The organism is Streptomyces humi, from assembly GCF_001005085.2.
Taxonomy (GTDB): Bacteria; Actinomycetota; Actinomycetes; order Streptomycetales; family Streptomycetaceae; genus Streptomyces; species Streptomyces humi.
In genome coordinates, this window is sequence record NZ_LBMU02000023.1 from 51,337 (window position 1) to 66,384 (window position 15,048).

14 protein-coding genes are annotated in these 15,048 nt (G+C 74.5%); 10 read left to right on the forward strand and 4 right to left on the reverse strand.

Annotated elements, in window-relative coordinates:
- The first annotated feature begins 15 nt into the window (after positions 1-15).
- The 3 genes from AAW13_RS09440 to AAW13_RS09450 all read left to right on the forward strand — a co-directional run bounded on the left by AAW13_RS09440 (position 16) and on the right by AAW13_RS09450 (position 2,816).
- Complete coding sequence (locus AAW13_RS09440) at positions 16-675, forward strand: histidine phosphatase family protein (protein WP_046730151.1); 660 nt, start codon at positions 16-18, stop codon at positions 673-675.
- A 182-nt stretch (positions 676-857) separates the two neighbouring features.
- Complete coding sequence (locus AAW13_RS09445) at positions 858-2,477, forward strand: ABC-F family ATP-binding cassette domain-containing protein (RefSeq protein WP_046730152.1); 1,620 nt, start codon at positions 858-860, stop codon at positions 2,475-2,477.
- Between the two features lie 81 nt (positions 2,478-2,558).
- Positions 2,559-2,816: a DUF6158 family protein gene (locus tag AAW13_RS09450; RefSeq protein ID WP_046730153.1), complete on the forward strand. Its 258-nt coding sequence runs from the start codon at positions 2,559-2,561 to the stop codon at positions 2,814-2,816.
- A gap of 27 nt (positions 2,817-2,843) precedes the next feature.
- Here the strand turns inward: AAW13_RS09450 and AAW13_RS09455 are convergent, their stop codons facing one another.
- Positions 2,844-3,395: a type 1 glutamine amidotransferase domain-containing protein gene (locus AAW13_RS09455; RefSeq protein WP_046730154.1), complete on the reverse strand. Its 552-nt coding sequence runs from the start codon at positions 3,393-3,395 to the stop codon at positions 2,844-2,846.
- A gap of 238 nt (positions 3,396-3,633) precedes the next feature.
- On the opposite strand from AAW13_RS09455, the gene AAW13_RS47390 reads away from it, so the two are divergent.
- The 3 genes from AAW13_RS47390 to AAW13_RS09470 all read left to right on the forward strand — a co-directional run bounded on the left by AAW13_RS47390 (position 3,634) and on the right by AAW13_RS09470 (position 7,343).
- Complete coding sequence (locus AAW13_RS47390) at positions 3,634-4,647, forward strand: hypothetical protein (RefSeq protein ID WP_046730155.1); 1,014 nt, start codon at positions 3,634-3,636, stop codon at positions 4,645-4,647.
- Positions 4,648-4,764: 117 nt separating this feature from the next.
- Complete coding sequence (locus AAW13_RS09465; protein ID WP_107483284.1) at positions 4,765-6,102, forward strand: aminotransferase class I/II-fold pyridoxal phosphate-dependent enzyme; 1,338 nt, start codon at positions 4,765-4,767, stop codon at positions 6,100-6,102.
- Positions 6,099-7,343: an MBL fold metallo-hydrolase gene (locus AAW13_RS09470; RefSeq protein WP_420855444.1), complete on the forward strand. Its 1,245-nt coding sequence runs from the start codon at positions 6,099-6,101 to the stop codon at positions 7,341-7,343. The genes AAW13_RS09465 and AAW13_RS09470 overlap by 4 nt, the downstream gene beginning before the upstream one ends.
- Before the next feature lie 117 nt (positions 7,344-7,460).
- Here AAW13_RS09470 and AAW13_RS09475 read toward each other — a convergent pair whose 3' ends face one another.
- On the reverse strand, positions 7,461-8,024 hold the full coding sequence (locus AAW13_RS09475; RefSeq protein WP_420855449.1) for a DedA family protein: 564 nt from the start codon (positions 8,022-8,024) through the stop codon (positions 7,461-7,463).
- 77 nt (positions 8,025-8,101) lie between these two features.
- Complete coding sequence (locus AAW13_RS09480; protein WP_046730157.1) at positions 8,102-8,875, reverse strand: MBL fold metallo-hydrolase; 774 nt, start codon at positions 8,873-8,875, stop codon at positions 8,102-8,104.
- Between the two features lie 84 nt (positions 8,876-8,959).
- On the opposite strand from AAW13_RS09480, the gene AAW13_RS09485 reads away from it, so the two are divergent.
- A complete protein-coding gene (locus tag AAW13_RS09485) occupies positions 8,960-9,391 on the forward strand; it encodes a hypothetical protein (protein ID WP_046730158.1) in 432 nt (143 codons plus the stop codon).
- Positions 9,392-9,476: 85 nt separating this feature from the next.
- Positions 9,477-11,522, forward strand: coding sequence for an alkaline phosphatase family protein (locus AAW13_RS09490; RefSeq protein ID WP_276207587.1), 2,046 nt, complete (start codon positions 9,477-9,479; stop codon positions 11,520-11,522).
- 32 nt (positions 11,523-11,554) lie between these two features.
- Here the strand turns inward: AAW13_RS09490 and AAW13_RS09495 are convergent, their stop codons facing one another.
- Positions 11,555-11,908: a VOC family protein gene (locus AAW13_RS09495; protein WP_046730160.1), complete on the reverse strand. Its 354-nt coding sequence runs from the start codon at positions 11,906-11,908 to the stop codon at positions 11,555-11,557.
- Positions 11,909-12,141: 233 nt separating this feature from the next.
- On the opposite strand from AAW13_RS09495, the gene AAW13_RS09500 reads away from it, so the two are divergent.
- Complete coding sequence (locus tag AAW13_RS09500; RefSeq protein WP_046730161.1) at positions 12,142-13,203, forward strand: ATP-binding protein; 1,062 nt, start codon at positions 12,142-12,144, stop codon at positions 13,201-13,203.
- Entirely contained in the window at positions 13,200-15,014 is a 1,815-nt protein-coding gene (locus tag AAW13_RS09505) for a vWA domain-containing protein (RefSeq protein WP_046730162.1), read from the forward strand. Before AAW13_RS09500 ends, AAW13_RS09505 begins: the two co-directional genes overlap by 4 nt.
- Positions 15,015-15,048 lie beyond the last annotated feature (34 nt).

Sequence of the window (15,048 nt, forward strand, 5' to 3'; positions counted from 1 at the left end):
AGAGGAAACCCCCGGATGCGCCTGCTCCTCGTACGCCACGGGCAGACCCCGGCCAACGTCGACTACCTGCTCGACACCGCCGTTCCGGGGCCCGGTCTGACCGCCCTCGGCGAACGGCAGGCGGCGGCCCTTCCCGCGGCCCTCGCCGACGAGGACATCGAGGCGCTGTACGTCTCCACCCTGACCCGCACCCGGCTCACCGCGGCCCCGCTGGCCGCCGCCCGCGGTCTCGAACCGATCGTCCGCGACGGCATCCGCGAGGTGTCCGCCGGCGACCTGGAGATGCTGCCCGGCCACTCCGGGGCCGGCGAGGAGTACATGCGGACCGTGTTCGCGTGGGCGGCCGGCGACACGGGGCTGCGCATGCCGGGCGGCGAGACCGGCACGGAGGCGCTGGGCCGCTACGACGCGGTGGTCGCGGAGGCGTTCGCGAGCGGGGCCGGGACGGTCGCCATGATCAGCCACGGCGCCGCGATCCGGCTGTGGACGGCGGCCCGCGCCTTCAACGTCGACGTCCCCTACGCCGCGTCCCGGCCCCTGGACAACACCGGCGTGGTGATCCTGGAGGGCTCCCCTGCGGACGGCTGGAAGGCGCTGTCCTGGGAGGGGGCCGTGGTGGAACCGACAGGGGCGAGCGGGCCGACGGGCGAGGTGGTGGAAGACCTGGCCGAGTGACGCCGGGTGCGGGTGCGCGGTGGTTGCTCGCGCAGTTCCCCGCGCCCCTTTCAGGGGCGTCCACTCGGCGCCCCTTCAGGGGCGCGGGGAACTGCGCGACCAGCCCCCACCGGGCCGCACCCGAAGGACTGCCTCGATAACGGTTTGCCCCACCCCCGGTGGGCCCCGCAGAATCCCTGACCATGGGACATCTGGAAGCCGCGCACCTTGAGTACTACCTCCCCGACGGGAGGGCGCTGCTCGGCGACGTCTCCTTCCGGGTCGGTGAGGGCACCGCCGTCGCCCTGGTCGGCCCCAACGGCGCCGGCAAGACGACCCTGCTCCGGCTGATCTCAGGCGAGCTGAAGCCGCACGCCGGCACCGTCACCGTGAGCGGCGGCCTCGGCGTGATGCGCCAGTTCGTGGGCTCCGTACGCGACGAGACGACCGTGCGCGACCTCCTCGTGTCGGTCGCGCCGCCCGGCATCCAGCAGGCCGCGCGGGCCGTCGACAAGGCCGAGCACGCCATCATGACCGTCGACGACGAGGCCGCCCAGCTGCACTACGCGCAGGCCCTCGCCGACTGGGCCGAGGTGCGCGGCTACGAGCACGAGACGCTGTGGGACATGTGCACCACGGCCGCCCTCGGGGTGCCGTACGACAAGGCGCAGTGGCGGCAGGTCCGCACGCTCTCCGGCGGCGAGCAGAAGCGGCTGGTGCTGGAGGCGCTGTTCCGGGGCGCCGACGAGGTGCTGCTCCTCGACGAACCGGACAACTACCTGGACGTCCCCGGCAAGCGCTGGCTGGAGCAGCAGCTGAAGGAGACCCGCAAGACGGTCCTGTTCGTCTCCCACGACCGCGAACTCCTCTCCCTGGCCGCCGAGAAGATCGTCTCCGTGGAGCCCTCGCCCACCGGAGCCGACGCCTGGGTGCACGGCGCCGGGTTCGCCACCTACCACGAGGCCCGCCGTGAACGCTTCGCCCGTTTCGAGGAGTTGCGCCGCCGCTGGGACGAGAAGCACGCCCAGCTGAAGAAGCTGGTCCTGACGCTCCGTCAGGCGGCGGCGGTCTCCCACGAGATGGCGTCCCGGTACGCGGCGGCGCAGACCCGGCTCCGCAAGTTCGAAGAGGCCGGACCGCCCCCGGAGCCGCCGCGCGAGCAGGACATCAGGATGCGCATCAAGGGCGGCCGTACCGGCGTCCGCGCCGTCACCTGTGAACAGCTCGAACTCACCGGCCTGATGAAGCCGTTCGACCTGGAGGTCTTCTACGGCGAACGGGTCGCCGTGCTCGGCTCCAACGGCTCCGGCAAGTCGCACTTCCTGCGGCTGCTGGCCGGCGAGGACGTGGCGCACACGGGACAGTGGAAGCTGGGCGCCAGGGTGGTGCCCGGCCACTTCGCCCAGACGCACGCCCACCCCGAGCTGGAGGGCCGCACCCTCCTGGACATCCTGTGGACGGAACACTCCCAGGACCGCGGTGCGGCCATGTCCCGGTTGCGCCGCTACGAGCTCACCCAGCAGGCCGAGCAGACCTTCGAGCGCCTGTCGGGCGGCCAGCAGGCCCGGTTCCAGATCCTGCTGCTGGAGCTTCAGGGCGTGACCGCGCTGCTCCTCGACGAGCCGACCGACAACCTCGACCTGGAGTCCGCCGAAGCCCTCCAGGAAGGGCTCGAGGCCTTCGACGGCACGGTCCTCGCCGTCACCCACGACCGCTGGTTCGCCCGCTCCTTCGACCGCTACCTGGTCTTCGGCAGCGACGGCCGGGTCCGGGAGGCCACCGAGCCGGTGTGGGACGAGCGCCGGGTGGAGCGCGTGCGGTAGGAGGCCCGCGGGCCCGGATGTTCGTACAGTGGAGGCAGGAATCCGGACCGCCGGGACCCACACGACGAGCGGGGTACCACCATGACCGGAGTCGACCCCAGCCGGCTGGACGAACAGCAGCTCATGAAGGAGCTGGAGACCATCCACCGGACGCGCCACGACACCCTGCTGTACGGCTCCAACGACGCGCTGCGCGCCCACAACGAGCGCATGGCCCAGCTGGAGGGCGAGTACCTGCGCCGTAATCCGCGCCGCCCCGTCGCCGCCGGCCGCACCCGGGAAGGTGCCCGGGAGCGCAGCTGCGCCGAGGCCGCGACGCCGCGGACCCCGGCGAGCTGAGCGCCGCCGCGCCGCCGGGTCCCCGGCTCAGCCGCCGGCCCGGCCGGTCTCGGCGAACACGTCGAGGAAGGCCTCGCAGAACGCCTTGAGGTCGTCCGGTTTACGGCTGGTCACCAGCTTGTTCGGGCCGCCGTCGCAGACCTTGACCTGCTCGTCCACCCAGGTGCCGCCCGCGTTGCGGATGTCGGTCCGCAGGCTCGGCCAGGACGTCAGGGTCCGGCCGCGCACCACGTCGGCCTCGATGAGCGTCCACGGCGCGTGGCAGATGGCGGCGACCGGCCGGCCCGCGTCGAAGAAGCCCTTCACGAACGCGACGGCCTTCTCGTCCGTCCGCAGGAAGTCCGGGTTGGCGACCCCGCCCGGCAGCACGAGCGCCCCGAACGACTCCGCCGACGTCTCACCGACCACCTCGTCCACCGGGAACGTGTCGCCCTTGTCGAGATGCTCGAAGCCCTGGATCGTCCCCGGCGCCGTCGACACCAGCACCGGCTCGTGCCCGGCGTCGGACGCCGCCTTCCACGGCTCGGTCAGCTCCACCTGCTCGACGCCCTCGGGCGCGGCCAGAAACGCGATCCGCATGATGCTCACTACCTTCCGCATGGGGGTGCCGCACGCGTACCCGGGGACAGGGCACCGACACGGGGATTCGACCGCCGGCTCGTGACCTGCCGGTTCCGGGCGGTCAGGTCACCCGAAAGAGTGCGGGTGTCCCGCGAATGGGGTCCGGCCGCGCGCGGCGCCGGGCGGGGCGGGCTGTGATGGCTGCGGGGGTACGGGCCCCGTGCCCCCGGAGTCGTACGTGCGAGGAGTCCCACCCATGCGCCGCACCGCTCGGGCCCTGTCCGTCGCCGTCCTGGCGGGTGCCGCGTTCGGCGTCGCCGGTACGGCCGCAGCCGTGTCCTCCGCCGCCGGGGCGAGCCCCGTCAGCTGCCAGAGCCGTACGGAGGGTGCCGGCCCGGCGGGCACCGGCGGCGACGGCACCCGTACCACCGACGGGGCCTGCCCCGCGGCCGGCGTCGGCCGGCAGCCGTCCTGGACCCCGCCGGCCGCAGCCGACCCGGGCGTCCCAGGCATCCCACCGGCCGACGACGGCACGGGACCGGGGAGCGCTGCGGGCCTGGTCCCGCCCGGGGACGGCGTCATGGATCCGCAGGACGGCGCAGGCCTGGTCCCGCCCAGGGACGGCGTCATGGATACGCAGGGCGGCGAGGGCCCGGTCCCGCCCGGGGACGGCGTCATGGATCCGCAGGACGGAGGGGGCCCGGTCCCGCCCGGGAAAGAGGCCCCGGTTCCTCACGGGGACGGCGGTGCCGGGGATCCCGGTGGCGACGGCGGGACGACCGTGCACGGCGACGGCGGCGGTGCGGATGGTCATGGCGACGGCGGCGGGACGGCCGTGCACGGGGACGGCGGCGGTGCGGATGGTCATGGCGACGGCGGCGGGACGGCCGTGCACGGGGACGGCGGCGGTGCGGATGGTCACGGCGGCGGCGGCACGGGCGGCTGGCAGGGCGGGGAGCGGCCCTGTTCCGGTGACACGCGGCAGCAGTGCGGAGGCGACGGACAGGAGTGCGGTGGCGCTCGGGGCGGTGACACGGCCTGTGCCCCGGCGGGCGTGCAGCACGGCGTGCAGGCCGGGGACGGCGGCGCCTACAACGGTTCCGTGCCCGCCCTGGCCGCGGGCGCGCTGCTGATCGCGGCCGCCTGCTGCGGCGCGGTGTACCGGGTGTGCGGCGGCGGACCGGGCCGGCTCTGGGGCGGGCGGTCCGGTCGGATGTGGGGCGGGCGGTCCGGTCGGCTGTGGGGCGGGCGGGCCCGCGCGGACGGGTGACACGGCCGGAGGCGGGTACCCCGGAGCGACCACTCCGGCACCGTACGCCGTGCCCCGACGGCGGAACACGGCCCGGACCGGACAGCACACGGCACCACGGACTGCGCGGAGGCGGACATGCGGCGGACGGACCCCGAGGGCCACGGACCGGCGCACGGCACGGCCGCCGGGAGCCGGGCGCGGGCGCACGAGCCGGCCGCCGGGGAGGACCTGCCGTCGTCGGCCGTGGGACACGGGCCGGTCCGTTACGGTCCGCCCCTGCCCGACGACGGGCTGCCCGTCCTGCCCGACCTGTCCGCCGTGCTGGCCGCCGCCGCGAGCCGGGGCGCGGAGGAACCCGTCGGCGGCGGGCCGGCGCTGCTGGACGCGGCCCGCGGCTACTGGGAGCGGCGCGGGCTGCCCGTGGCGGCCGGCCGGGTCACCGCCGGGCCCGGTGCCCCCGCCCTGCTGCTCGCGCTCACCGCCGCGCTGGGCGGCGACGTCCTGGTGCCGCGCCCCTGCGCCGCCTGGTGGGCGCCGTACGCCCGGCTGCTCGGCCGGCCCGTCTTCCACGTGCCGACCCCGGCCGAGTCCGGCGGCGCTCCCGACCCCTACGCGCTGCTGGAGACCGTGCGCCGGGTCCGCGACGAGGGCGGCGACCCGCGGCTGCTCGTCCTCTCCGTCGCCGACGACCCGACCGCCACCGTCGCCCCGCCCGAGCTGCTGCACGAGACCGTCGAGGCGGCGGCCGCCGAGGGGCTGCACCTGGTCAGCGACGAGACCTGGCGCGACACCGTGCACGCCCCGGACGCCACCGTGCTGCTCAGCCCCGCCGAGATGCTCCCGGACCGGGTCACCGTCGTGACGGACCTGGCAGGCGCCCTGCTGCCGGCGGGCTGGCCCGCCGCCGTCGCCCGGTTCCCGGCGGGCGACACCGGGGCCGCCCTGCACGCGCGCGTGCTCGACGTCCTCACCGCTATGGGCGCCCGCCTCGCCGGCCCCGTCGCGTTCGCCGCGGGGCACGCGCTGGACGAACCCGAGGCGGTGGTCGTACGCCGGGCGGCCGCCGTACGGCTGCACGCGCGCCTGGCCGCCGCCGCGCACACCGCGGTCGTCGCCGGCGGCGCGCTGGCCCGGCCCCCGCAGGCCGGCCGGCACCTGTACGCCGACCTGGAGCCGCTGCGCTCCGGACTCGCGGGCCAAGGAGTCGGCGACGCACAGGAGTTGGAGGAATTCCTCACCGCACGGCTCGGCATGCCCGCCCCCGGCGGCCACCGCTTCGGCGACGATCTCGGCGCGCTGCGCGTGCGGTTGGCGACCGGGCCGCTGCTGGGCGGGACCGAGGCAGAACGCCAGGAATGCCTCACGTCCCCCGCGCCGTTGGAACTGTCACACGTGCAACGCGCGTTGATGTCCTTGAGGTCGGTACTCGACGATCTCCGCGACGACGCTCAGCGATGGGAGCCTCCTCGATGACGCAGCAGACGCAAGAGTCAGGGTCCGCCACGACGACCGCTGCCACGACAACCGCCGCCACGACGACCGCCGACACGCCGCCTGCCGACCCGCCCGCCTCCACGCCGACCGTTGTCACAGCGCCCACCGCCACGCCGACCGTTGTCACAGCGCCCGCCTCCGCACCGTCCACTGCCCCACCGGCCGCCGTGCCGGCCCGGAGTCCCGCCGTCCCCACGGCCCCGGCGCCGGTCACGCCCCCTTTCCCGCCGCTCGCCGAACCCCGTGCGCTGGGTGAACTCCGGGTCTGGCCGCGGACGTTCCACGACCGCCTGACCGCCCCGCTGCCCGGTCTCAAGGCCATGGCCCGCTTCGCCCGTGAGGGCTCGGTCCGCCCCGGCCGCCAAGGGCTCGCCGACATCCCCCGGCTGCCCTACGAACCCGGCCCGCTGCCCCGGGCCGACGTCGGCACGGTCGCCGTCACCTGGGCGGGACACGCCAGTTGGGTCGTCCGGATCGGCGGCCTCACCGTCCTCACCGACCCCGTCTGGTCCCGCCGGATCCTCGGCACCCCGGCCCGGGTGACCCCGGTCGGCGTTCCCTGGGAGACGCTGCCGCCGGTCGACGCGGTCGTCATCAGCCACAACCACTACGACCACCTCGACGCCCCCACCCTGCGCCGGCTGCCGCGCGATACCCCCGTCTTCGTGCCCGCGGGCCTCGGCGGCTGGTTCCGCCGCCGCCGCTTCACCACCGTCACCGAGCTGGACTGGTGGGAGGCGGCCCAACTGTCCGGTGTCCGCCTCGACTTCGTCCCGGCCCACCACTGGTCCAAGCGCACCCTCACCGACGCCTGTCACAGCCTCTGGGGCGGCTGGGTCCTCACCGGCCCCGACGGACAGCGCGTCTACTTCGCCGGCGACACCGGTTACGGCCACTGGTTCGACCGCATCGGCCGCCGTTACCCCGGCATCGACCTCGCCCTGATGCCGATCGGCGCCTACGACCCGCGCTGGTGGCTCAGCGACGTCCACCTCGACCCGGAGGAGGCGGTCCGGGCGACCCAGGACGTCGGTGCGCGACGGATGGCCCCCATGCACTGGGGCACGTTCATCCTCTCGGCGGAACCGGTCCTGGAGCCGCTGACCCGGGTACGGGCCGCCTGGGAGAAGGCCGAACTGGCCCGCGAGGACCTGTGGGACCTGCCGGTGGGGGGATCGAGGATCCTGGAGCGTGCCCCGTCGGACAGCGCCGTCAACTAGAGCGCACCGTCAGAGGCGCGTGGAACCGCGCGTGGGACCGCGCGCGGAACCGCGCGTGGAACCGCGCGTGGGACCTCGCGAGGAAGCACAACGGCACCCGCGCCCCGCGACGCGCCGTCACCCGGCCGACCGAACCCGCCGCCACACTCCCGGTGCCACACTGATCACCACCGTCAGCGCGACCGCCACCACGACCCCCTCCCACGGCTCCGGGAACAACGACCCACCCAGAATGCCGATCACCTGATACGTCGCCGCCCACGCCAGACAGGCGGGCCCGTTGCCCCGCGCGAACCGCCTCAGCGGCCACTCGGCCAGCAGACACGCCAGCATCACCGGTATGCGCCCGGCCGGCACCAGCCGGGACAGCACCAGGACCGCCACCCCGTGCTCGGCCAGTTTCGACTGCGCCTGCTCCAGCCGCTCCTCCGGCGCCCGCGAACGTATCGCCTCCAGCCACCGCGACCCGTTCTTCGACCGCAGCCCGCGCCGCCCCAGCCAGTACAGTGCCGCGTCCCCGAGGAAGGCCGCGAGCGACGCCGTCACGAACACCAGCGCCAGCGCGAACGGTGCCGTCTGGTGGAACGCCACCACCGCCGCCGAACTCACCAGTGCCCCCGTCGGCACCACCGGCACCAGCGCCCCGATCAGCACCAGCAGGAACAGGGTCGGATAGCCGATGGCCTGCTGTGCGGACTCCACGGACGAGGTGGTCGCCGCCGTGGACCCGGCCGCGGCCGTCACGACCAGCAGCAGTCTCACCGTGCGACCTCCAGCCGCACGCCTTCCCCGTGGCCGAGCTTGTGCACCGCCACCGTCGGCGCGTACTCCGCCGCGAGGCGCACGAACTCGTCACCGGGCGCATGGAACTCATGGGGGCGCACGGCGTCCATGCCGATCGGCCAGTACGTGCCGTAGTGCACCGGCACCGCGCTCCGTGGCGCCAGCCGGGCCAGCGCGCGCGCCGCCCGCCCGGCGTCGAGGTGCCCCTCCCCGAGGTACGGCCCCCAGCCGCCGACCGGCAGCAGCGCCACGTCCACCGGGCCCACCGCCTCGGCCATCTCGTCGAACAGGCCGGTGTCCCCGGCGAAGTACGTCCGTGCCGCGCCCTCGACGACGTACCCGAGGGCGGGGGAGCGGTGCGGGCCGACCGGCAGCCGGCGGCCGTCGTGCAGCGCGGGCACGGCCCGCACCACGAGCCGGCCGACGTGTATCTCGTCGCCGACACCGACCTCGGTGACGCGCAGCTGCCGGAGCCGACGGAGCGCGGGCACCGCACGTCGTGCGCCCCGGGGCACAAGCAGGCGCGTACCCGGGGCGAGCCCGGCGAGCGAGGGGACGTGCAGATGGTCGGCGTGCAGGTGGGAGACGAGCGCGAGGTCCGCGCGGCGGGCCTCGGACGGGGGCGGGGCGCCCCGGCGCCGGCGCAGATGGGCGAGCCGGCGCGCGAACAGAGGATCGGTGAGCAGTCGTACGCCCGAATCCTCGATCGTGCAGGTGGCGTGGCCCCACCAGGTGATCTCCACCGGCACCCTCTTTGCCTCCTTCGCGCGACTCCCCGAAGCCTACGTGCAGGAGTAGGGTCGGCGGCGAAACCCGGAGGTGAGGGGGACGCCATGGGACAGGTGCGGGGTGCCTCCGGCGGGCTCGCCCGGGTGCGGGTGACCGCCATCGCGAGTCTGACACCCCTGGAGGAACTGGAGATCGACCCGTTTCTGGTCGACTCCCGCAGCCAGCACGCGATGTGCGCGCGCTGGGCCGTGGAACACGGGTACGTCATCGCCCGGGAACTCCTGGTCCGCGGTCTGCGGCCCGACCACAGCGCCCTGTGGGCGGGCGTCCGCCCCGGCCTCGACGTCTTCGTCGCCCCGAGCAGACGGGTCCTGGAGAGCGCGCTGTCGTCGGTCGAGGCCTTCACGGCGGAGTGCGCGCGCCGCGGGGTGCGGGTGGAGACGGTGGGCCGCGCCGAGCCCTGCTACGACGCCCAGATGAAGGCGCGCGTCCACCGGCGGCTCTCGATGCCGACGGCGGGGTACGACGGGCGGTAGGGCCGGGGACCGCGGCCCGTATGACAGTCTGGGCGGCAGACTGATCCGCGGCCGGCGCGGGTCTCGGAGCCGAGGTCGGTGGGGCGTGCGGTGGCGGCGGGTCGTCAGTCAGCTCGGGCGGAGTGTGGCGGTGTGGGCGGTCTCCACCGTCACCATGCTGGTGCTCGCCGGGATCCTGCCCGACTTCCAGCTCCAGTCCGCGGACGGTGACAGCGCCACCCGGATCGCCGTCACCGCCGCCCTCGGCGCCGGCGCCTTCGGTGTGCTGTCGGCCGTCGTGTGGCCCCTGCTGGTACGACTGCTGCTGCTGGTGCCCGCCCTCGTCCTCGGCCTGCTGGTCTTCTTCCTGAACGGCTCCCTGCTCCTCGTCGCCCTGCGCATCAACCCCTCCGGGCAGAGCGAGGCCGCCCCGGAGACCGCCGTGATCGTGGCCGCCGTGATGTCCGCCGTGGCCTCCGCCACCGGCGGTGCCCTCGCCGTCCGCGACGACGACGCCTACCGGCACCGGCTGTCCCGGCTGGCCACCCGGCGCCGCAGATCCCACCCACCCTGCGCGACCGCCCCGGGCACCGTCTTCCTCCAGCTCGACGGCGTCGGCCACGACGTCCTCACCGCCGCCGTCGCCAAGGGCCTGATGCCCACGGTGGCCGCCTGGCTGGGCACCAGCCACCGGCTCACCCCCTGGCGCACCGACTGGTCCAGCCAGACCGGCGCCAGCCAGCTCGGCATCCTGCACGGCTCGAACTTCGACATCCCCGCCTTCCGCTGGTACGAGAAGGACAGCCGGGAGGTGATGGTCTGCAACCGGCCGACCAGCGCCGCAGAGCTCCAGCGCCGCGCCGTCGAGCGCACCGCCGACGGGGGGCTGCTCGCCGTCGACGGCGCCAGCCGCGGCAACCTCTTCAGCGGTGGCGCCGAGGAACAGGCCCTGGTGCTGTCCATAGCGACCCGCCGCCGGGGCCGCAAGAACCGCTCCCGCGCCGGATACTTCGCGTACTTCGCCGACCCCGCCAACGCCGTCCGCACCGCGCTCTCCTTCTTCGCCGAGGTCGGCCGGGAGGTGGGCCAGTCCCTCACGGCCCGGCTGCACCGGCAGCGCCCGCGTGTGGGGCGCGGCGGCCTCTACCCCCTGGTCCGCGCCTTCGCGACGGTCGTCGAGCGGGACGTCGTGGTCGCCGCGGTCATCGGCGACCTGCTCGGCGGCCGCAGCGCCGTCTACGCCGACCTGGTCGCCTACGACGAGGTCGCCCACCACTCCGGCCCGCGCAGCCGGGACGCCGAGAAGGTACTGCAACGCCTGGACCGCGCCCTCGCCCTGATCGGCAAGGCCGCCGAGCACGCCCCGCGGCCCTACCGGATCGTCGTCCTCTCCGACCACGGGCAGAGCCCCGGTGAGACCTTCCGCACCCGCTACGGGCTCACCCTCGGCGACCTGGTCCGGGCCGGCTGCGGACTGCACGTGCCGAGGCGCGCCGAGCGCACCCACAGCGGCACCGAGGCCCGCGCCGCCGTCCGGGCGGCCCTGCGCAGGCCGGTCGAGGAGGGAGGCGAGAAGCACCGGCCGACCCGCCACTCGGAACCGGTCGTGCTCGCCTCCGGCAACCTCGGCCTGGTCTCGTTCCCGGACGTTCCGCACCGGATGACCAAGGAGGAACTGGACGCCCGCCACCCGGCGCTGCTCACCACCCTCGCCAACCACCCCGGCATCGGGTTCCTGCTGGTCCGCAGCGAGGAACACGGCGGGGTCGTGCTCGGCGCCCACGGCGCGGAGATCCCGCTGGACCGGCTGGACACCCGGCCGGGACCGCTGGCCGCCTTCGGGCCGGGCGCCGCGGACGCCGTCCGGCGCACCCACTCCTTTCCGCACACCGCCGACATCATGGTCAACTCCTGGTACGACCCGGAGGACGGCGAGGTCCTGGCGTTCGAGGAGCAGATCGGCTCGCACGGCGGACTGGGCGGGGCGCAGGGCAGGCCGTTCCTGCTGTCACCGTTCGCCGTGTCCGCGCCGGTGGCCGACGGCGAGGAGCTCGTCGGCGCCGAGTCCGTGCACCGCGTGCTGCGGCGCTGGCTCCTGGAGGCGGACGGACCGCAGGTGCCGCTGCCCGAGGAGCAGGAGAAGGCCGCCTGACGCGCCGCGTCCACCGGCCGCCCGGCACACCCTCAGGCGGGCTGCCACAGTTCGATCCGGTTGCCCTCGGGGTCGGTGACCCAGCCGAACCGGCCGACGCCCGTCATCTCCTGCGTCTCCTCGGCCACGTCCGCACCCCTGGCGCGCAGTTGCGCGAGCATCGCGTCCAGGTCGCGGACCCGGAAGTTCAGCATGGTCCGCTGGGACGGGGACCCGAAGTAGTCGGTGCCGGACTCGAAGGTCGCGAACACGGTCGGCCCGGTCTCCTGCCGCCACAGCCCGTGGTCGTCGGCGTCCAGCCCCAGACAGTCGCGGTACCACGCCTTCAGGGCCGCCTGGTCGGCGGCCCGCAGGAAGTACCCGCCGATGCCAAGCACACGTTCCATGCCGCCATCCTGCCAGGGCACCGGCCGGCGGCACCGCCGCCACCGCGGCCGGACCGCCGATAAATCAGCTGCGTCCGGCGCGCTCCCGAACCACACTGTTCGAGTCGCGGAACCCCTCGAAGGGCCCCTTCGAAGGGCCGCTGTGCAACACCCCTTTGCAACACCCCTGTGCAACACCCCTTTGCAACACCCCTTCGGAACACCCCTTCGGAACACCCCCAAGGAGCAGCCTCTTGCAGGCAGCCGTCACCGTCACGCCCTCCCGCATCCCCGAACTCCTCCTCGGTCTCGCCACCGTCCGGCCCGTCTTCCTCTGGGGCGCGCCCGGCATCGGGAAGTCCTCCCTGGTACGGGAGTTCGCCGAATCGCTGGGTCTGGAGTGCGTGAGCCTGCTGGGTACGCAGCTCGCGCCCGAGGACCTGATCGGGGTCCCGCAGATCCGCGACGGCCGGTCGGTCTTCTGCCCGCCCGAGGCCATCGCCCGCGACGAGCCGTACTGCCTCTTCCTGGACGAGCTGAACGCGGCCACCCCCGACGTGCAGAAGGCGTTCTACTCGCTGATCCTGGACCGCCGCATCGGGAACTACGAACTGCCCAAGGGGTCGATCGTGATCGGTGCCGGCAACCGGGCCACCGACAACGCCCTCGCCCGGCCCATCGCCTCCGCCCTGGTCAACCGTCTGGCCCACGTCCATTTGGAGGCCTCCGCGCACGACTGGCTGGCCTGGGCCGCCGGGAACGGCATCCACCCGTGGATCCTGGACCACCTCACCGACCGGCCCGACCACCTGTGGTCCAAGCCGCCGAAGACCGAGGAGCCGTTCTCCACCCCGCGCTCCTGGCACATGCTCTCCGACGCCCTGCACTCCTTCGGCCGCGACCTCGACGAGACCACGCTGCGGATCCTCGCCCACGGCACGCTCACCCCCGCGCACGCGACCGCGTTCTGCGGCTACGTCAAGATCGTGCGCAGCCGGTTCGGGATCGAGGCGATCCTCAAGGGCGACGCCGGCTGGCCGCACCGCGTCGAGGACCGCGACCTGCTGTACTACCTCGCCGAGTCCTTCCGCGGCCGGCTGGTGAAGGAACTCCCCGCCGCCAAGGAGCACATGTCCGCGAACGGCCGGGGGACCGCCTACCGCGCCAAGTCGCTGCTGGTGCAGCTCGCCGAGATCTCCGTCGAGGTCGCCCAGACCGTCATCGCCGCCGACGCCGACGGCAACCCCGTGCTGCCCGCCTGGTTCCTGATCGAGGCGGCTCGTGACATGCCCCGGCTGGTGGAGGCCCGGCGATGAGCCGGTCCACCGCCCGCAAGGAGCAGCAGAAGCAACAGCGGAAGGACCCGGCGGCGGAGGCCTTCGCCGCCGGTGTGGAGCTGCTGCGCGCCAACCCGGCGCTGCGCGCGGTGGAGTTCACCATCTGCCGGCACGAGAAGTGCGAACTCGCCCCCCACGAAGGGCTGGTACGGGCCGACTCCGACGGCGTGCTGCACGCGCACGCCACCCGGCGGGCCGAACCCGAGGCCTGGGCGTGGGCGTTGGCACACTGCACCATCCACCTCGGCTTCGGCCACCTGCCCGCCGCCACCGGCCCGCGCACCCAGCCCGACCGCTACGACCTCGCCGCCCGCTGCACCGTCGTCAACCGTTTCCTGGAGTCCTTCCCGGTCGGCGAGGCGCCGGACCACCTGCCCCCGTCGTACCCGGACGGCGACGAGGAGCAGCTGGCCGCCCGCTGGCGTCGCGCGGGCGGTGTCCCGGCCGCCTACGAGCGCGGCGGGACCAACGGCGGCGAGCCCGACCAGCTGCTGCTCACCTGGAACCAGTGGGCCGGTCAAGTGCCGGACTGGCAGCTCGGGTTCGCGCACGCGCTGACCCGCACCATGTCCCGTGCGATGGACCTGGCCGGCGGCCGCCGCACCTCCATGACCGGCCCGCCGACCCCGCTGCGCCCCTGGGAGCGCGCGCTGAGCTGGTTCGTCTCCTCCTATCCGCTGCTCGGCGGCATCGCGGCCGGGATCAAACTGGTCGCGGACGCCGAACTGGCCCGCGCCCACGACATCGCCGTCGCCGCCGTCGACCCCGAGGCCGGCGAGATCTACGTGAACCCGCTGCGCACGATGGACGACGAGGAGTGGCGGTTCGTCCTAGCCCACGAGATGCTGCACGCCGCCCTGCGCCACGGCGACCGCCAGGGCGGCCGCGACCCGTACCTCTTCAACGTCGCCTGCGACTACGTCATCAACGGCTGGCTGGTCGAGATGCAGGTCGGCACCATGCCCGAGGGACTGCTGTACGACCCCGCGCTCAAGGACCTCTCGGCGGAGGAGGTGTACGACCGGATCGCCGGCGACCTGCGGCGGCTGCGCCGGCTGGCCACCCTGCGCGGCAAGGGGCGCGGCGATGTGCTGGGCGCGCCCATCGGGCCGCCCGGCGCCGGTGTCGACCTCGACGAGTTCTACCGCCGGGGCCTCGGCCAGGGCCTCGACCTGCACCGGGCGCAGGGCCGCGGCCTCCTGCCCGGTGGCCTCGTCGAGGAGATCCGTGCGCTCAGCCACCCGCCGCTGCCCTGGGACGCCCGACTCGCCCGCTGGTTCGACGAGTTCGTGCCCCGGCCGGTGCCCGTACGGTCGTACGCCCGGCCCTCGCGCCGTCAGTCGTCCACCCCCGACATCCCGCGCGCCGGCCGGTACTTCCCGCCCGAGGAGGTGGCCCGCTGCACCTTCGGCGTGGTCCTCGACACCTCCGGTTCCATGGACCGCACCCTGCTCGGCAAGGCCCTCGGTGCGATCGCCTCCTACGCCGGGTCCCGTGACGTCCCGGCCGCCCGGGTCGTCTTCTGCGACGTGGTGCCCCATGACGCCGGGTATCTTCCGGTCACCGAGATCGCGGGCCGGGTCCGGGTGCACGGGCGCGGCGGCACCGTCCTCCAGCCCGGCGTCGACCTGTTGCACCGCGCCGAGGACTTCCCTCCCACCGCCCCGGTCCTGGTCATCACCGACGGCTGGTGCGACGTCCTGCGGGTCCGCCGCGAGCACGCCTACCTGATCCCGCAGGGCGCCCGCCTGCCCTTCGGTGCAAGGGGGCCGGTCTTCCGCGTGCACTGAGCCGGGATGTGATCGGATGGGGTCCCGGAAACCG